The sequence below is a fragment of the Rhizobium sp. CF142 genome (assembly GCF_000281145.1).
Lineage (GTDB): Bacteria > Pseudomonadota > Alphaproteobacteria > Rhizobiales > Rhizobiaceae > Rhizobium.
In genome coordinates, this window is sequence record NZ_AJWE01000125.1 from 12,574 (window position 1) to 29,359 (window position 16,786).

17 protein-coding genes are annotated in these 16,786 nt (G+C 60.0%); 6 read left to right on the forward strand and 11 right to left on the reverse strand.

The window, feature by feature from the left end; translation table 11 throughout:
* Positions 1-53 precede the first annotated feature (53 nt).
* Positions 54-1,328: an aspartate kinase gene (locus PMI11_RS31265; protein WP_007825494.1), complete on the reverse strand. Its 1,275-nt coding sequence runs from the start codon at positions 1,326-1,328 to the stop codon at positions 54-56.
* A 409-nt stretch (positions 1,329-1,737) separates the two neighbouring features.
* Here PMI11_RS31265 and PMI11_RS31270 point away from each other — a divergent pair, with 409 nt between their 5' ends.
* Together PMI11_RS31270 and ubiG are read left to right on the forward strand one after the other, a co-directional pair.
* Positions 1,738-2,238 (forward strand): BA14K family protein, encoded by a 501-nt coding sequence (locus PMI11_RS31270; protein WP_007825495.1) that lies wholly within the window; start codon positions 1,738-1,740, stop codon positions 2,236-2,238.
* A 167-nt stretch (positions 2,239-2,405) separates the two neighbouring features.
* Positions 2,406-3,152, forward strand: a complete 747-nt coding sequence (gene ubiG, locus PMI11_RS31275; RefSeq protein WP_007825496.1) for a bifunctional 2-polyprenyl-6-hydroxyphenol methylase/3-demethylubiquinol 3-O-methyltransferase UbiG — start codon at positions 2,406-2,408, stop codon at positions 3,150-3,152.
* A gap of 47 nt (positions 3,153-3,199) precedes the next feature.
* Here ubiG and PMI11_RS31280 read toward each other — a convergent pair whose 3' ends face one another.
* The 4 genes from PMI11_RS31280 to PMI11_RS31295 are packed head-to-tail and all read right to left on the reverse strand — an operon-like array spanning position 3,200 to position 5,558.
* Positions 3,200-3,628 carry a DUF1178 family protein gene (locus PMI11_RS31280; RefSeq protein WP_007825497.1) on the reverse strand — a complete coding sequence of 143 codons (429 nt, stop codon included), beginning with the start codon at positions 3,626-3,628 and terminating at the stop codon, positions 3,200-3,202.
* Positions 3,625-4,482 (reverse strand): carbon-nitrogen hydrolase family protein, encoded by an 858-nt coding sequence (locus PMI11_RS31285; RefSeq protein ID WP_007825498.1) that lies wholly within the window; start codon positions 4,480-4,482, stop codon positions 3,625-3,627. Before PMI11_RS31285 ends, PMI11_RS31280 begins: the two co-directional genes overlap by 4 nt.
* 9 nt (positions 4,483-4,491) lie before the next feature.
* On the reverse strand, positions 4,492-4,749 hold the full coding sequence (grxC, locus tag PMI11_RS31290; protein ID WP_007825499.1) for a glutaredoxin 3: 258 nt from the start codon (positions 4,747-4,749) through the stop codon (positions 4,492-4,494).
* A 32-nt stretch (positions 4,750-4,781) separates the two neighbouring features.
* Positions 4,782-5,558, reverse strand: a complete 777-nt coding sequence (locus tag PMI11_RS31295) for a ComF family protein (protein WP_037072546.1) — start codon at positions 5,556-5,558, stop codon at positions 4,782-4,784.
* 77 nt (positions 5,559-5,635) lie between these two features.
* Between PMI11_RS31295 and PMI11_RS31300 the strand changes: the two genes are divergently transcribed.
* Positions 5,636-6,520: a methyltransferase domain-containing protein gene (locus tag PMI11_RS31300; RefSeq protein WP_037072553.1), complete on the forward strand. Its 885-nt coding sequence runs from the start codon at positions 5,636-5,638 to the stop codon at positions 6,518-6,520.
* 113 nt (positions 6,521-6,633) lie between these two features.
* Here the strand turns inward: PMI11_RS31300 and PMI11_RS31305 are convergent, their stop codons facing one another.
* From PMI11_RS31305 to PMI11_RS31335, 6 genes are all read right to left on the reverse strand, one after another.
* Positions 6,634-6,801: a Flp family type IVb pilin gene (locus PMI11_RS31305; RefSeq protein ID WP_007825504.1), complete on the reverse strand. Its 168-nt coding sequence runs from the start codon at positions 6,799-6,801 to the stop codon at positions 6,634-6,636.
* 69 nt (positions 6,802-6,870) lie between these two features.
* Positions 6,871-7,209: a hypothetical protein gene (locus PMI11_RS31310; protein ID WP_007825505.1), complete on the reverse strand. Its 339-nt coding sequence runs from the start codon at positions 7,207-7,209 to the stop codon at positions 6,871-6,873.
* A 126-nt stretch (positions 7,210-7,335) separates the two neighbouring features.
* Positions 7,336-7,749, reverse strand: coding sequence for an 8-oxo-dGTP diphosphatase MutT (mutT, locus tag PMI11_RS31315; protein ID WP_007825507.1), 414 nt, complete (start codon positions 7,747-7,749; stop codon positions 7,336-7,338).
* A complete protein-coding gene (locus PMI11_RS31320) occupies positions 7,746-8,552 on the reverse strand; it encodes a GNAT family N-acetyltransferase (protein ID WP_037072547.1) in 807 nt (268 codons plus the stop codon). Before PMI11_RS31320 ends, mutT begins: the two co-directional genes overlap by 4 nt.
* A complete protein-coding gene (gene argJ, locus PMI11_RS31325) occupies positions 8,533-9,774 on the reverse strand; it encodes a bifunctional glutamate N-acetyltransferase/amino-acid acetyltransferase ArgJ (protein WP_007825511.1) in 1,242 nt (413 codons plus the stop codon). Before argJ ends, PMI11_RS31320 begins: the two co-directional genes overlap by 20 nt.
* 231 nt (positions 9,775-10,005) lie before the next feature.
* Entirely contained in the window at positions 10,006-10,890 is an 885-nt protein-coding gene (locus tag PMI11_RS31335) for a peptidylprolyl isomerase (protein WP_037072548.1), read from the reverse strand.
* A gap of 248 nt (positions 10,891-11,138) precedes the next feature.
* Here PMI11_RS31335 and secA point away from each other — a divergent pair, with 248 nt between their 5' ends.
* From secA to PMI11_RS31350, 3 genes are all read left to right on the forward strand, one after another.
* Positions 11,139-13,856 carry a preprotein translocase subunit SecA gene (secA, locus tag PMI11_RS31340; protein ID WP_007825514.1) on the forward strand — a complete coding sequence of 906 codons (2,718 nt, stop codon included), beginning with the start codon at positions 11,139-11,141 and terminating at the stop codon, positions 13,854-13,856.
* Between the two features lie 159 nt (positions 13,857-14,015).
* Complete coding sequence (locus PMI11_RS31345) at positions 14,016-15,431, forward strand: oligosaccharide flippase family protein (protein ID WP_007825515.1); 1,416 nt, start codon at positions 14,016-14,018, stop codon at positions 15,429-15,431.
* Positions 15,432-16,709, forward strand: coding sequence for a GNAT family N-acetyltransferase (locus PMI11_RS31350; protein ID WP_007825516.1), 1,278 nt, complete (start codon positions 15,432-15,434; stop codon positions 16,707-16,709).
* The last annotated feature ends 77 nt before the right edge of the window (positions 16,710-16,786 follow it).

The window sequence follows — 16,786 nt, forward strand, 5'->3', positions numbered from 1 at the left end:
CCAGAAGAACCGGCCGCATCTTCAACCTGAAGGGGCAGGCCGCCCGCTGGGAATCAATTCTTATCCAGACCGTAGCAGGAATGCAAAGTTCTGACAGCGAGTTCTGCATAAGGACCATCGATCAGGATCGAAATCTTGATCTCTGAGGTTGTAATTGCCTTGATGTTGATGCCTTTTTCGGCAAGTGCTCGGAAGGCAGTCGCTGCAACGCCCGCATGACTGCGCATGCCGATGCCGATGACCGAGACCTTTACCAGACCCGATTCGCTCTGCGCGACGTCGTAGCCGATCTTGTCCTTGTTGTCGGAGAGAACCTTGATGGCCTTCTCCACATCACCCGAGGGCACGGTGAAGGTCATGTCGGTCTTCGAACCGTCTTCGGAAATGTTCTGGACGATCATGTCGACGTTGATGTGGCTTTCGGCAAGCGGCCCGAAGATCGCGGCGGAAACACCCGGCCGGTCGGCAAGACGGCGAAGCGAGATCTGAGCCTCATCCTTGGCATAGGCGATGCCGGTGACTACTTCCTGTTCCACGATTTCATCCTCGTCACAAATCAGCGTTCCGGGCGGGTTCAAGAGGTCGCCCATGCCCGGAGCATCGGGATCCTCGAAAGACGAACGCACGAAGGTGCGTACCTTATGCACCATGGCAAGCTCGACCGAGCGCACCTGAAGAACCTTGGCGCCGAGCGACGCCATTTCCAGCATTTCTTCGAAAGCAATCTTCTTCAGGCGCCGTGCCTTGGGCTCGATGCGCGGGTCGGTCGTGTAGACGCCGTCGACATCGGTGTAGATGTCGCAACGATCGGCCTTCACGGCGGCCGCAATCGCCACTGCCGACGTGTCCGATCCGCCGCGTCCGAGCGTCGAGATACGGTTATCAGGACCGAGTCCCTGGAAGCCGGCGACGACGGCAACCTGACCCTCGCCCATGCGCTTGATAATATCGGCCCCGTCGATTTCCATGATGCGCGCCGCGCCGTGTGCGTTGTCGGTGCGGATCGGGATCTGCCAGCCCTGCCAGGAACGGGCGTTGATGCCCATGCTCTGCAGCGCAATTGCTAGAAGGCCTGACGTGACCTGCTCGCCGGAAGCGACAATGGTGTCGTATTCGCGCGCATCGTAGAAGGGCGAGTTGGCGCCGATCACCTTCGGCGTATTCTGAACCCAACCGACCAACTCGTTGGTCTTGCCGGACATGGCGGAAACGACGACCGCCACCTCATGACCGGCATCGACTTCACGTTTCACATGGCGGGCAACGTTCTTGATGCGATCCAGATCAGCGACGGAGGTTCCGCCGAATTTCATAACGATGCGTGCCATAAGCCTCTACCACGACCCGCGCGCGATTGCCGGAAAACGGGATTTTCTTTCCCGGCACGCCACGCGCCATTCACAAACCGCCGGGAGACGCATTGCCCTCCCGGACATCAGAAAACCCCAGCTGTCAAATGGCCGAAGAGCCCGGAAATACTGGTTTCTAGAACGCTTCTAAAGCCCCGCCAACCAAGGACGAAAGTTGGCGCGTCTCTTAGCGAGTTTGACAGGGGGTGGCAAGGGCGGGAAAAGGGTGAAGTGGAGACGGCAGGAGTTCGCAAGAAAGGTCCCCGCCGCCCGCTACAAAACACCCCTTTCACCGTACCCGTCAAACCGGAGCATGAAAGCGATTGAACTTAGTGGTCCTAAATGCGTTTAAACAGCAATAGATACGTCAAGAAAGCTGGTGAGTAGAATGAGAAGATTAGCGATAATTGCACTGTCGATAGCAACCGCATTCTCCGGAATGCCTGCCTGGGCGGGGCCTGCCTATACGGCAAACCCTGCTCAGTCGGCAGCGCAACCCCAAACCGCCGGAGACCAGGCCGAGCTTCTTCAGGTCGGCTGCAACAACTTCACGAAATGCCCTCGTTATAACCAGGGTTGGGGCCGCAATTACCGCTATTCGGACCGTTATAGCTATGATCGCGGATGGGACAGGGACCGCCGCTATTATGGCGACCGCTATTATGGGGACCGCTACTACCGCGACCGCTATTATCGCCGCCATGACAATACTGGCGCCATTATCGGTGGTCTGGCCGCCGGCGCGATCATCGGTGGTATCATAGCCTCGCAGCCGCGCGTGAGTGCGGGCAGTTCACATGCCGAATACTGCTACAGCCGTTATCGCTCGTACCGCGCATACGATAACACATACCAGCCCACCTACGGCCCGCGCCGTCAGTGCCGCTGAATCGGCGTCACCTTGGATCCGAAACCCCGCGAAGACGCGGGGTTTTTACTGCCTTCAGACGAGCTCTATTTTTTACGGTCCCTGCCAAGCCTTCGGTGCGACCTGAGCGCCCTTGACTTATCGCCTCGATCATCCGACTTCACTGATAGGACATTAAGGAGCGGCAGATGAACGAAGCGGCAAAGACCACCATCGACCAGAGCGAAGTCGATCGCTTTTCCGCCATGGCAGCCGAGTGGTGGAGCCCGACGGGCAAGTTCAAGCCGCTGCACAAGTTCAATCCTGTTCGCCTGGCCTATATCCGCGACAAGGCAGCAGAGAATTTTTCGCGCAGTCCGAAGACTGCCAAGCCGCTTGAAGGCCTGCGCGTGCTCGATATCGGCTGCGGCGGCGGCCTCTTATCGGAGCCGGTCGCCCGAATGGGCGCCGAGGTCGTCGGCGCTGATCCCTCGGAAAAGAACATCGGCATCGCCTCTACCCATGCCAAGGCATCGGGTGTTGCGGTCGACTATCGCGCCGTCACTGCTGAGCAACTAGCCGAGGCAGGCGAGACCTTCGATATCGTGCTCAACATGGAAGTGGTGGAGCATGTGGCCGATGTCGAGCTTTTCATGAATACCTGCGCCAGCATGGTCCGGCCGGGCGGCCTGATGTTCGTCGCCACGATCAACCGCACCATGAAGGCGGCCGCACTTGCCATTTTCGCTGCCGAAAATGTCCTACGCTGGCTGCCGCGCGGAACGCATCAGTATGAGAAGCTGGTACGCCCGGAAGAACTGGAAAAGCCGCTTGCCGCAAGCGGTCTCGAGATTGTCGACCGCACGGGCGTCTTCTTCAATCCGCTGGCAAACCAGTGGAACCTGTCGAAGGACATGGATGTGAATTACATGCTGCTGGCAAAACGGCCGGCCTGATCACACCGCACGCAGGCCCAAATCATAAAAGACCAGCCGCCGGCATATCAGTTCACGTCTTCGGGCAAGACCGGCAGGGCGGCGATCTCGATGCCTTCTTCCACCAGCGCTTCAGCTTCGTCGGGCGTTGCCTGGCCGATGATACCGCGGGCATCCGCCTCACCGTAGTGGATCTTGCGAGCTTCCTCGGGAAATCGGGTTCCGACATCCTCGGAATTCGCCTTGATCGCGGCGACAGCTTCCTTGAGCTTCAGGAAGGCTTCGCGGCGGGCCGTGTCCATCGCGACCGTCTGCATCTCTTCCTTCTTGCGCGCGGTCGAGACGGAGGGAGCCATGAGTGACTTGGAGATGGAAGCGGAATTGCAGATGGGGCAGGTCAGAAAGCCGCTTGCGACCTGCCGGTCAAAATCGGCGCCTTCAGAAAACCAGCCTTCGAATTCGTGGGCATTCTCACAAATAAGGGAATAGCGGATCACGCTGCTACGCCTCCTGAAATTTCCCCCGCAATCCTCTCGATGGAAAACTCCCGACCGTTCTTAAGGTTCGGAATCTTGGCATGCGCGGCCTTCACAGCCGCCGGATCGATCTCCGCCAGAATGACCGCCTCGCCGGTCGGACCGGCTGACGCCAGCACCTTGCCCCAGGGATCGATGATCATAGAATGGCCGAATGTCTCGCGTCCGTCTTCATGCATGCCGGCCTGCGCTGCGGCGATGACGAAGACACCGTTTTCAATGGCGCGCGCCCGCAACAGGATTTCCCAATGTGCCTCGCCGGTCTGCTTCGTGAAAGCGGCAGGAACAGTCATCACTTCAGCACCGGCAACCGCCTGCGCTCGGAAAAGCTGCGGGAAACGCACGTCGTAACAGATGGTGAAACCCATCTCGGCAAACGGCAACGACAGAACGCGCGCCTCCGAGCCCGGCCTGTAGGCTGCACTTTCGCGCCAGCTCTCGCCATTGTCGAGATCGACATCGAACATGTGGATCTTGTCGTAACGGTTCAGGATCTTGCCGTCAGGTCCGAAGAGGAAACCGCGATTGGCCATCTTACCATCGTCGAGCGCAATCGCCGTCGAGCCGACATGCATGAAGATGCCGAGTTCGGCCGCAAGCGCCGAGCCGGTTTTGACGATAATGTCATTGCTCTCGTCGCGCAGCACTTCTTTTGCCGCCGCGCGGTTACGCTGCAGCATGCCGGTCATTTCAGGCGTCTGCACGTAAGTTGCGCCCTTTGCAGCAGCCTCTCGGACGAGGCGCGCCATCGAAGCGGCATTCCGCTCCGGATCGACACCGGAACACATCTGGATGGCAGCGGCCGTGAAGCTCATCGCTCTTCCTCAGGCTGCCAGCAGCGGATCGAGCTTGCCTGCCCGATCGAGCGCGTAGAGATCGTCGCAACCGCCGACATGGGTGCTGCCGATGAAAATCTGCGGAAAGGTGGTGCGGCCGTTCGACTTGCCAAGCATTTCCTGGCGAAGCTCGGGCGAGAAGGTCGCGTCATGTTCGACATAGTCGACGCCCTTCTCTTCAAGAAGAGATTTGGCGCGTGCACAATAGCCGCAGAATTGACGCGTATAGATGGCAACGGGTACCATGAAGGTCTCCAGACAGTGCTGTTTTCTTTCTGTCATATAGTTTCTGCAATAGCCCTTGCAAAGGTCAAAACCGTTATATCGGCAGCCCCCGCCTTGCGCAGCGTACGCGTTGCCGCACCAACTGTCGCCCCTGTCGTAAAGACGTCGTCGACAAGCACGATGCGTTTGCCGAAGACATCGCTTTCCCTGCCCGCGGCGACCGCAAAAGCGCCGCGGACATTGTCCTCGCGCGCCCGTACACCAAGACCAACCTGCTGGCTGGTACGCTTCACACGCAGAAGCGTTCCCGGCAACAGCGGTTTTCCTGCAAGCCCCGCCAAATGTCGGGCAAGCTCCGCTGCCTGGTTGAATTTGCGCGACACCATGCGGGTGCGATGAAGGGGAACCGGAATGACGGCATCGCAGCGTTCGACCATGTCGTCCGACGCGCGCAGCATCCAGCCGGCCATCATCGGCGCGAGATCGGTACGATCCCGGTATTTGAGGCCGTGTACAAGAGTGCGAACGGCATGATCAAGGGTGGCTGCTGAACGCAGCCGATCGAAGGGCGGCGGATTGGCGATCGCCTCGGCGCTCAGGATGCCGGCCCCGAGATCATGGGAAAAGGGAAGGCCGAGCACCTCGCAATAGGGCCGTTCGATGAAACGGACCTCGGACCAGCATTTGGCACAGAGCCCGCGATGGCCGCCTGTCGAAACACCGCAAGCCGCACAGGACGGAGGATAGACAAGATCGGCAAGTACCGAAAAGGGTCGCAGAAGCTGCGCCCATACCCACCCCGTCTCACTTTTCATCTCGATCGTCCCCATATGAGGCAGACTAGCGCGTCGCGCGCCAAAGGAAAATCGCCTTGCCGCCTGCCGGATGGCGGAATATGGACATCGCCATGGATATCATCTTCGATAAGGCGCAGATCGCCGCAAACCGTAGGCGCGCGCTCGCAAACAATGATCCCAAAGCGGGCTTCCTGCTCGATATCGCCGCCGAGGAACTGGCAGACCGCCTGGCCGTCGTGGAGCGCAGGTTCGAACATGCGGTGGAACTGCACGGCACCACGGGCGCGGCCGCCCGTGCGGCGATCGCGACCGGCAAGGTCGGCAGCCTCACCCGCGTGGAAAGCAACATCCGCTATGTCGCGCCGGGCGAACCTTTTCTCGACGCGCCGCTCGAAGACGTGCCGCTCGCGCCCCAATCGACCAATCTGGTAATTGCACCGCTCAACCTGCACCTGACCAACGACACACCCGGCGTCTTCATTCAGATCCGCCGCGCATTGAAGCCGGACGGCCTGTTCCTGGCCGCCATTCCGGGCGCCGGTACGCTGCAGGAACTGCGCGAGGTACTGCTCGCGACCGAGATCGAGATGACCGGCGGTGCAAGCCCGCGCGTCATCCCCTTCGCCGATGTCCGCGATGTGGGCGGTCTGCTGCAGCGCGCAGGCTTTGCGCTGCCCGTCATCGACGCGGAGAATTATACGGTGCGCTATGATTCAATTTTTCCGCTGATGCGCGACCTGAGAGCGATGGGCATGGCCAATCCGCTCGCTGCCCGCAGCCGTAAGCCACTGACGCGCGCCTTCTTCCTGCGCGCCGCTGAAATCTATGCCGAGCGCTATTCGGACCCCGACGGCCGCATCCGCGCGACATTTTCAGTGATCTATGTGTCGGGATGGGCACCGCATGAAAGCCAGCAGCAGCCGCTGAAGCCAGGAACGGCCAAGGCGCGGCTTGCTGACGCACTGAAGGTGGAAGAGCAGAAGCTCAGGCAGTGAGGCCTACAGCATCGGCCCGAAATCGGAATCGATTTTCGGAAAGCCTGATGAGTAGATTCAAAGAGTTAGAGTGCCGTGCGTCCGAATGGACGCGCGGCACTCTAACGGACAGCTCAGTTGATCGTCAGGTTATTCTCGACGGTGTTGAACACGCCGCGCAGGCCATTGGTGAACACACCCAGCCCCCCAATAAGGGCAACCGCCATCAGCGCCGCAATCAATCCATATTCGATTGCCGTCGCACCGCTTCTGTCTGCCAGAAATTTCTTCAGCAAATTCATCAACCCAACCCTTTTGCGCGCAAGACAGCAATGAAATTCGCGGCCTCCGGCGAAGGAAACCTCATTTCCTCAGCAGCCGGCGCCGACGCCGTAGCCCTGGACGACACAGACCGAACCAGGCGTATCCTGGAGCACGCTGCGGCGGATTGTATAGCGCTTGCCGTTCTCGCTCTTCGGGCCGTTCTCGGTCTTCGGGATGGAGCCGGTGGTGATCGTGTCGAAATCGGCCGGCGCGCTGGCAAGCACGCTCTTCTTGGAAGAATCCGCCAGCATTGGCGTCAGGATAAGGGTCAGCGCCACTACGGCCGTGCCGAAGAGAAGGGCAATATTGAGCGCCCCCGTCCTGCGCGAAGCAGACGAAGAAGCACGTTCCTTTTCGCGCACAGCTTTCCAGAAATCGTCGTCCATGACGTCAAGCCCTTAAATACACACACGCCAGTTGCTTGAGTGAGGCCGATCATTGCCAGAAGGTGCTAAATGATCGATTAATATCCACAGGCGAAATCGACGTTTCGCCTCAATAATCAGTAAAAGCTAAAGTAGATCCTGCAGTACCGGGATGAGCGGCTCGTCGGCCGGCGGCATCGGATAATCGCGCAGCGCCTGCGGGCGCACCCATTTGATTGCCTGGCCCTCACGGCCCTGCGGAATGCCTTCATAACGGCGGCAGACATAAAGCGGCATCAACAGGTGGAACGTATCATAGCTGTGGCTGGCGAAGGTCAGCGGCGCAAGACACGCCACCTTCGTCGAAATACCGAGCTCTTCGTTCAGTTCACGCACCAGCGTTTCCTCCGGCGTCTCGCCGGGTTCGACCTTACCGCCGGGGAATTCCCACAGGCCGGCAAGGGACTTGCCTTCCGGCCGCTGTGCCAGAAGGATACGCCCGTCCGCATCGATCAGCGCACAGGCTGCGACCAGGAGCAGCTTCCTTCCGGCGTCGCTCATTCGCAGCGCTCCTGCCAATAGCAATAGTGATAGGCATCACGGAAACCGAGACGCTCATAAAGAGCAATCGCCGGTGCGTTGGAGAGCTTCACCTGTAGCCAGGCGGTACGGGCGCTGCGCATCCGCGCCCAGCGGAGTGCAGAAGTCAGGATCTCGATGCCGAGCCCCTTGCGGCGATGGCTGTCAGCGACCGAAAGCGACATGATGCCCGCAAGATCGTTGTCCTGCACGCAGAGGACCGTTGCCAGCGAGCCGTGGACGGTATCCTCAATCATGAAAAGGCCGGATGGCGGCTTGATTGCCGATATGATCTCGGCAAGCGCCGGTTTCAGAGAAAGCTGCGCCTGATCGACGGCGAGATTGGCATCGACGAACCGGCCGACATCGTGGGTCGGAAGATGATCGAGCGTATCGGGCAGATCGGCCTGCGAGATATCGCAGACCATGACGGCCGTTTCATCGAAACGCTTCCATCCCTGTTTCTTGATCAGGTCGATCAGAACAGGCGAGGCAAGCGGCGTCTCGCGTACGACGGCAGGACGGCCATAGGCCTCGAATTTGCGGCTTGCCTTCTCCAGCCTGATCTCGACATCGCGATGGTCGGAGGGATCAAGCGGCACGATGGAGTTCAGCCGGTTGGAGGGATGGCCCGCCGTCAGGCGGACCTGCCAGCTTCCATCATACTGCACGGAAGCGGCCGGCCAGGCGCGAAAGCCCACGGCTTCCAGCCGCCGGACCAGCGGCAGGTTCTGCTTCGGAAGGGATGCCTGCATCAACGAACGATCAGCTCCGGTAGTCGCCATTGATCGCAACATATTCCTTGGTGAGGTCGCAGGTCCAGACCGTAGCCTTGCCGGAGCCGAGGCCAATATCGACTTTGACAGGAATATCCTGCTTCTTCATCACGGCGGAGGCCGCATCCTCGGAATAGGAAGGGTCGCGCTCGCCATTAACAGCAACACGCACATCGCCGAACCAGATGGCGAGCCGGTCACGATCGGCCATTTCGCCGGCCTTGCCGACGGCCATGACGATACGGCCCCAATTGGCGTCCTCGCCTGCAGCCGCCGTCTTGACCAGCGGCGAATTGGCGATGGAAAGAGCGATCGCCTTGGCAGCGGTATCGCTCTCGGCACCGGTCACGGTGATTTCGAGCATCTTCGTGGCGCCCTCGCCGTCGCGGGCGACCTGGATCGCCAGATCCTTGAGGAGTTCGTTGAGGGCTGCGCGGAATGCACCGAGCTGCGGATCGTCCGCGCTCGTGATGCGAGCCTGTCCATCAGCCGCGGCTGCACCCGTCGCAAACAGCATCAGAGTGTCCGAGGTCGAGGTGTCACTGTCGACGGTCATAGAGTTGAAGCTCGGCTCAACACCGGCAGACAGCAGAGACTGCAGGGCGGAAGACGCGATATCGGCATCCGTGACGACGAAGGACAGCATCGTTGCCATGTCAGGCGCGATCATGCCGGCGCCCTTGGCGATGCCGTTGATCGTCACCTTGATGCCACCGATCTCGGCGGTGCGGGTCGCAACCTTCGGATAGGTGTCAGTGGTCATGATGGCTTTGGCGGCCTCGAACCAGAAGTCGCCTGTCGCATCGGCATGCATCTTGTCGAGCACACCGGCAAATTTGGTGGCGTCGAGCGGTTCGCCGATGACGCCGGTCGAGGCAAGGAAGATTTCATTTTCGCCGCAGCCGACGGCAGCGGCGGCCGACTTTGCGGTGAGCTCAGTCGCAACGCGACCCTTCAAGCCCGTGAAGGCATTGGCATTGCCGGAATTGACGACGACGGCGCGTGCCGTGCCGTGCGGCAAGTTGGCCCGGCAGAAATCGACGGGCGCGGAGGGGCACTTCGATTTGGTGAAGACGCCGGCAACGGCAGCCGGCGCATCAAAAACCATCATCAGCACATCCGTCCGGTTCTTGTATTTGATGCCGGCGGAAGCGGTCGCCATGCGCACGCCGCGAAGCGCGGGCAACGAGGCAAAGGTTTTCGGGGCAAGCGGAGAAACGGTAGCGGACATGGGATGTGACCTGCCAATAAGCATTTCCAGGCGAAATGGAAACCAGTTCGCCGGTCCGGAAATGCGACAACAAACGATGCTCAAGCATGATGCCGAAAAGTGTGAGCGGTTTTCGGACGACATCATGCTCTATTTTTTGATTTAGATCCGGATTCAGATTTTAGGCCGATCAGGCCCAAAATCATCCGGATCTAATGAAGGGCCCGGAAGAACCGGGCCCTGATGCGATAATTACTGCTGCGGTGCCGGAGCTGGCGCGGGTTCGGCACCAGGATCCGGCTGCTTGTTGGCGTCTTCGTAGCCCTTGCGAAGCGTTTCGTCGGTGATATCGACCTTGGACTTAGCCTTCGCATCGTTCAGGAGCGCAAGATACTTGTCGCGCATGACGAGCTGACGAACCTGATCCTTCACCTGGTCGAACGGCGGCGGCGGAGCGTCGCGCTTATCTTCGACCTTGATGACGTGATACCCGAAGTCGGTCTTCACAGGGGTCTTGGAATAGGTGCCCTTTTCGAGAGCGAAGGCTGCATCCTCGAATTCCTTGACCATGCGGCCGCGGGAGAAATAGCCAAGGTCGCCGCCGTCATCCTTGTTCGGATCGGTGGACTTTTCCTTGGCGAGTTCGGCAAAGTCCTTGCCGGCGTCGAGCTGCTTGATGACGTCCTTGGCTTCGTCCTCGGTCTTGACGAGGATATGGCGGGCGTGAACTTCTTCCTGCTTCGGCAGGGCGGCGACTTCCTTGTCGTAGCGTGCCTTCACGTCGGCATCGGTTACGGTGTCGACAACATGCTTCTTGAAGTAGGCGTTATGAAGCTCACGGTCGGTCAGATACTGCATGCGCTTCTTGAAATCATCAGTCTGGTCGAGCTTCTCGGCAGTGGCGTCGGCAGCAAGCAGCTTCACATCGATGGCAGCAGAAAGTGCGGCGACCTTCTTCTGGTCATCAGGGAGCTGCGCGAGCTGCGGGTCAAGATTGGCCACGGCCAGATCGAGTTCCGACTGGTGGATCTCCAGATTGCCGACCTTGGCGACGACGGCATCATCGGCATAGGCCGGAGCCTGGAAGGCGACGAAGGCCGTAAACGCCAGCGCAGCAAGTTTGTTGGTGCTCAACATCAAATAACCCTTCACAATTATACCCGCCGGCTTCAGCTTTCGTGAATCCAGCCCGAAAACAGCCTTCAACACCGGAATGTGGCCTTTCTATATCAGCCAAATCCGTTGACATCATTTGCCCCCCCTCTTATCTGTCACGCAACCTCGCGTCCAGAACAGTTTCCGGGCGTTTTCAAGCGTGCGCCTGTTTTTCGGCTGGGTAGCGAATAAGAAACGTCGGGGAAGAATATTCAGAAAGGACCAGTCATATGGTCAGCTTTGGCGGTATTGCCCGCAAGTTATTTGGCTCAGCCAACGATCGCCGTGTGCGATCCTTCCAGCCGAACGTCGCCGCAATCAACTCTATTGAAGAGAAGACCAAGGCGCTGACGGACGAGCAGCTTGCCGCAAAGACGGTGGAGTTTCGTGCTCTCCTTGCAGAAGGCAAAACGCTGGACGATATCCTGATCCCGGCCTTCGCGGTCGTGCGCGAAGCCTCCCGCCGCGTCCTCGGCATGCGACCTTTTGACGTACAGCTCGTCGGCGGCATGATCCTGCATTCCAACGCCATCGCCGAAATGAAGACCGGCGAAGGCAAGACGCTCGTCGCGACCCTGCCGGTCTATCTGAACGCGCTTGCCGGCAAGGGCGTGCATGTCGTCACCGTCAACGACTATCTTGCTCAGCGTGACGCGGCGACCATGGGCCGCCTCTACGGCTTCCTCGGCCTGACCACGGGCGTCATCGTCCACGGCCTTTCCGACGAGGAGCGCCGCGACGCCTATGCCTGCGACATCACCTACGCGACCAACAACGAACTCGGCTTCGATTATCTGCGCGATAATATGAAGTACGAGACGAACCAGATGGTCCAGCGCGGCCATAACTTCGCCATCGTCGACGAAGTGGACTCGATCCTGGTCGATGAAGCGCGCACGCCGCTCATCATCTCCGGCCCGCTCGACGACCGCTCCGACCTTTACAACACCATCGACACTTACATTCCGCTGCTGACGCCGGAAGACTATGAGATCGATGAAAAGCAACGTTCGGCAAACTTCTCCGAAGTCGGCACCGAGAAGCTGGAAAACCTGCTGAAGCAGGCCGGCCTCCTGAAGGGCGCCTCGCTCTACGACATCGAGAACGTCGCGATCGTTCACCACATCAACAATGCGCTGAAGGCCCACAAGCTGTTCCAGCGTGACAAGGACTACATCGTCCGCAACGGCGAGATCGTCATTATCGACGAATTCACTGGCCGCATGATGCCGGGCCGCCGCTACTCCGAAGGTCAGCACCAGGCGCTGGAAGCCAAGGAAAAGGTGCAGATCCAGCCGGAAAACCAGACGCTGGCCTCGATCACCTTCCAGAACTATTTCCGCATGTATGCCAAACTTGCCGGCATGACCGGTACGGCCCAGACGGAAGCGGAAGAATTCGGCAACATCTACAACCTCGACGTTCTCGAAGTGCCGACCAACCTGCCGATCCAGCGTATCGACGAAGACGACGAGGTCTATCGGACGGTCGAAGAAAAGTACAAGGCGATCATCACCGAGATCCTGGACGCCCACAAGCGCGGCCAGCCGGTGCTTGTCGGCACGACCTCGATCGAAAAGTCGGAATTCCTGGCCGAACTGATGCGCAAGCAGGGCTTCTCGAACTTCCAGGTTCTGAACGCCCGCTACCACGAGCAGGAAGCCTATATCGTCGCCCAGGCCGGTGTGCCGGGTGCGGTGACGATCGCCACCAATATGGCCGGCCGCGGTACCGACATCCAGCTCGGCGGCAACCTCGACATGCGTATCGAGCATGAACTTGGCGAAGTCGAACCGGGTTCCGAACGCGACGCCAAGGTCGAGGCAATCCGCGAAGAGATCAAGAGACTCAAGGAGCAGGCGCTTGCGGCAGGCGGTCTCTACGTCATCGCCACCGAGCGCCATGAAAGCCGCCGCATCGACAACCAGCTGCGCGGCCGTTCCGGCCGTCAGGGCGATCCCGGCCGCTCCAAGTTCTACCTGTCGCTTCAGGACGACCTGATGCGCATCTTCGGCTCCGACCGCATGGACAGCATGCTGCAGAAGCTGGGTCTCAAGGAGGGCGAGGCGATCGTCCATCCCTGGATCAACAAGGCTCTGGAACGCGCGCAGAAGAAGGTCGAAGCCCGCAACTTCGACATCCGCAAGAACCTTCTGAAATACGACGACGTTCTGAACGACCAGCGCAAAGTCATCTTCGAACAGCGCGTCGAGATGATGGAAGCGCCGAATATTTCCGAGACCGTATCCGACATGCGTCGTGAAGTGGTCGACGATCTGGTCACGACCCACATTCCGGAACGCGCTTACGCCGAGCAGTGGGATGCCGTCGGCCTGAAGACGCAGGCCGCCAACATCCTCAACCTCGACCTTCCGATCGAGGACTGGGTGAAGGAAGAAGGCATTGGCGAAGACGATATCCGCGAACGCCTGACGGAAGCCACCAACGCCGCCTTCAACGAGAAGGTCGAGCGCTTCGGCCCCGATATCATGCACTATGTCGAGCGCCAGGTCGTCATGCAGACGCTCGATCATCTGTGGCGCGAGCACATCGTCAACCTCGACCATCTGCGTTCCGTCATCGGCTTCCGCGGTTACGCCCAGCGCGATCCGCTGCAGGAATACAAGTCGGAAGCCTTCGAACTCTTCCAGGCGTTGCTCAACAACCTGCGTCAGGCCGTCACCGCACAGCTGATGCGCGTCGAGTTGGTACAGCAGGCTCCGCAGCAGCCGGAACCGCCGGTCATGCAGGCCCATCACCTCGATCCGACGACTGGCGAGGATGAGTTTACAAATACGACCTATCAGGCGCTTGAAATCACCGTCCCGCCGGAAAACCGCAACCCCAACGATCCATCGACCTGGGGCAAGGTCGGCCGCAACGAGGCCTGCCCCTGCGGCTCGGGCAAGAAATACAAGCACTGCCACGGTGCTTTCGAACAGGTCTGAGAATGGCGCCTTCGGGCGCCATTTTTCTTGGGTAATTTCCGCCCAATTATGGATCAGCGCGACAGGCAATGCCGCCTCGTTGGGCATACCGTTTCTTAACTCTGATCTGGCAAGACTTGGCCGTGCGAATGCCCTGCCCTTAGAGTTTTGCGTGTTAAAATGGCGGTCATAGAAACAGCGGAAAAAATGCTGCCCGCGGGGCTGCGGCCGATCGCCGGCCGCGTGCTGCGTATGCTCGCCGCCGTGCTGACCGAACGGGGCGACAAGGCAGCCGCACAGCGCATGGCTTTGATCGCTTTTTCGATCCGCATCCTGAGCGCCGCCCTTGCCTTCCTGTCGCAGATCGTGCTCGCCCGGCTGATGGGCGAATATGAATATGGCATCTTCGTTTTCGTCTGGGTGCTGGTCGTCCTCTGCGGTGATCTTTCCTGCCTCGGTTTTCACACCGCGATCGTCCGCTTCCTGCCGCAATATCGCGCCGCCGGCGCCTTCGCCGAAATCCGCGGCCTGACTGGCACCGCGCGCGTTTTCGCGTTGCTCTCGGGTACGACCGTTCTCATCGCCGGCATGCTTGGCCTGCATTTCTTCGGCGACAGGATAGAGAGCTATTATCTGGTGCCGATCTTCCTCGGCCTCATGGCCATGCCGATGATCGCGCTCGGCGACATTCTCGAGGGCACGTCGCGGGCCAATCATTGGCCCGTCATGGCGCTCAGTCCGGTCTATATTGTCAGGCCGATCCTCATCATCCTTTTCATGCTGACTGCGATCTTCTTCGGCGCACCGCACACGGCAGTCACCGCCATGCAGGCGGCACTCGCGGCAACCTTCGTCACCGCGCTCGGCCAATATGCCGCCACCCTCTATCGGATGCGCAAGCATTACAATACCGGTCCCCGCAAGGTAGATTTCGTGGAATGGCTGGGCGTCGCCTTCCCGATCTTCCTGATCGAAGGCGTGAGCTTCCTGCTGACCAATTCCGATGTCGTGATCGTCGGCATCTTCCTGGAGCCGCATGACGTCGCGATCTACTTTGCAGCGGCCAAGACCATGGCTCTGGTGCATTTCATCAATTTCTCGGTGAAAGCCGCCTCCGGCCCACGCTTCTCCTCGATTATCGCCGAAGGCAACCGGGCCGATCTCGCGGCTGCGGCCGTCGACGCTGCCCGCTGGACCTTCTGGCCTGCCCTCGCCATCGGTCTCGCGGTCCTGGCGGCCGGGCATCTGCTGCTGTCGCTTTTCGGGGGCGCATTCACGGCCGGTTATATGCTGATGGTGATCCTGCTGGCCGGCATCCTCACCAAGGCACTGGTCGGTCCCGCCGAGACGCTGCTGATGATGGCAGGCAAGCAGAATCTCTGCGTCGCCCTTTACGCTGGAGCGCTTGCCGCCAATGTCGGCCTCAATATCCTGCTGATCCCGCACTATGGCATCGTCGGCACGGCGATCGCTACGGCCTCCGCCATGGCCGTGGAAGCGATCCTGCTGCATGTCTTCGTGCGCCGCGCACTCGGCTTTACGCTTTTCGCCTTCGCAACCCCTTCCGCCGCAACGCCAGAAATGAGAGCCCGATAGATGGTGCGTGTACCACCCATCACCGAGAGCACCGACAGCAACGCGAACCGCATGGTTCACGATCTTGCCGCGCTCAAGTTCGAAGCACCGCAGGCTGAAGCACGGATCGAAATCGGCCGGCTGGGGCGCGAGCTCTGCCTTTACCCTGGTAAGCTGGGTTACGATCTGCAGGAAGAATTGGACTTCCTCTCCAACCGCGCGATGGAGCCGAACGTCTTCTTCAGCGGCCGTTTCCTGGCGCCTGCCATGCCGCGGTTGGAAGACCGGCAGGTCAATTTCGCGATCATCCGCGACGAGAACGAACATCGCAGCCGCATGCGCCTGCTCATGCCCTTCTCTGTCGACAAACCCGGTTTCGCCGTCGGCCCGTCGATCATCCGCGGCTGGGCAAACAGCTTCGGTCCGCTCGGCACCCCCTTGGTCGACGCCGAGGATGCGGCCGAGACGCTGGACAACCTCTTCGAAGGCCTGATCACGCCGGACCTCGGCCTACCGGGTACGCTGGTGCTGCCGGATGTTCGGCTGAACGGCATCTTCGTGCGCATGGCAAAGGCAGTAGCGCTCAGCCGCAACCTACCGCTAACCGTCGCCAATCCCTATGAGCGGCCGATGCTGCAGAGCGATGACGACGCGATGGTTTATCTCGGCCGCACCGTATCCTCCTCTCACCTGCGCGAGATGCGTCGCCAGTGGCGGCTGCTCGATGAGCTCGGCACGGTCGTCCACACCGTTGCCCGCCAGCCGCGAGAGATTCACATGCGCTTCGAGGAATTCCTGGCGCTGGAGGCCGGCGGCTGGAAAGGCAAGCGCCGCAGCGCGCTGGTGACCGACCGCTATCACACCGCCTTCGCCCGCGAGGCCGTCTCCAATCTGGCGGAAGTCGATGCCGTGCGCATCCACACGATCGACATTAACGGCAAGGCGATCGCCGCCGTGGTCGTGCTGATGATGGGCGGCGAGGCCTATACCTGGAAAACCGCCTATGACGAAAGCTACTCCCGCTATTCGCCGGGCAAGTTGTTGATGAGCGAACTGACGGAATGGCATCTCGACGACGCCAATGTCGTACGTTCGGATTCCTGCGCCGTCTCCGATCATCCGATCATGAGCCGCTTCTGGCAGGAACGCGAGGAGATGGGCACACTGGTGATCGGCCTCACCCAGAACGGCGACCGCGACATGCGTCAGGTCGCGGCCCAGCTTCACATGTACCGCAGCACCCGCAACATGGCGAAGATGCTCCGCGAGAAGATCATGTCGCTTGCCGGCCGCGGCTAGAGCAATTCCAGCAAAACTGCGCAGCGGCTTTGCGTCCGGAATTGCGTAAAAAACCAATAGATAGAGTATTTCCGTGA

What these genes read in the sequence shown, in the direction of transcription:
- PMI11_RS31265 (WP_007825494.1), bottom strand. Translation starts at nt 1,328, where the DNA reads ATGGCACGCATCGTTATGAAATTCGGCGGAACCTCCGTCGCTGATCTG.
- PMI11_RS31270 (WP_007825495.1), top strand. Translation starts at nt 1,738, where the DNA reads ATGAGAAGATTAGCGATAATTGCACTGTCGATAGCAACCGCATTCTCC.
- ubiG (WP_007825496.1), top strand. Translation starts at nt 2,406, where the DNA reads ATGAACGAAGCGGCAAAGACCACCATCGACCAGAGCGAAGTCGATCGC.
- PMI11_RS31285 (WP_007825498.1), bottom strand. Translation starts at nt 4,482, where the DNA reads ATGAGCTTCACGGCCGCTGCCATCCAGATGTGTTCCGGTGTCGATCCG.
- grxC (WP_007825499.1), bottom strand. Translation starts at nt 4,749, where the DNA reads ATGGTACCCGTTGCCATCTATACGCGTCAATTCTGCGGCTATTGTGCA.
- PMI11_RS31295 (WP_037072546.1), bottom strand. Translation starts at nt 5,558, where the DNA reads ATGGGGACGATCGAGATGAAAAGTGAGACGGGGTGGGTATGGGCGCAG.
- PMI11_RS31300 (WP_037072553.1), top strand. Translation starts at nt 5,636, where the DNA reads ATGGATATCATCTTCGATAAGGCGCAGATCGCCGCAAACCGTAGGCGC.
- PMI11_RS31305 (WP_007825504.1), bottom strand. Translation starts at nt 6,801, where the DNA reads ATGAATTTGCTGAAGAAATTTCTGGCAGACAGAAGCGGTGCGACGGCA.
- PMI11_RS31310 (WP_007825505.1), bottom strand. Translation starts at nt 7,209, where the DNA reads ATGGACGACGATTTCTGGAAAGCTGTGCGCGAAAAGGAACGTGCTTCT.
- mutT (WP_007825507.1), bottom strand. Translation starts at nt 7,749, where the DNA reads ATGAGCGACGCCGGAAGGAAGCTGCTCCTGGTCGCAGCCTGTGCGCTG.
- PMI11_RS31320 (WP_037072547.1), bottom strand. Translation starts at nt 8,552, where the DNA reads ATGGCGACTACCGGAGCTGATCGTTCGTTGATGCAGGCATCCCTTCCG.
- argJ (WP_007825511.1), bottom strand. Translation starts at nt 9,774, where the DNA reads ATGTCCGCTACCGTTTCTCCGCTTGCCCCGAAAACCTTTGCCTCGTTG.
- PMI11_RS31335 (WP_037072548.1), bottom strand. Translation starts at nt 10,890, where the DNA reads ATGTTGAGCACCAACAAACTTGCTGCGCTGGCGTTTACGGCCTTCGTC.
- secA (WP_007825514.1), top strand. Translation starts at nt 11,139, where the DNA reads ATGGTCAGCTTTGGCGGTATTGCCCGCAAGTTATTTGGCTCAGCCAAC.
- PMI11_RS31345 (WP_007825515.1), top strand. Translation starts at nt 14,016, where the DNA reads ATGGCGGTCATAGAAACAGCGGAAAAAATGCTGCCCGCGGGGCTGCGG.
- PMI11_RS31350 (WP_007825516.1), top strand. Translation starts at nt 15,432, where the DNA reads ATGGTGCGTGTACCACCCATCACCGAGAGCACCGACAGCAACGCGAAC.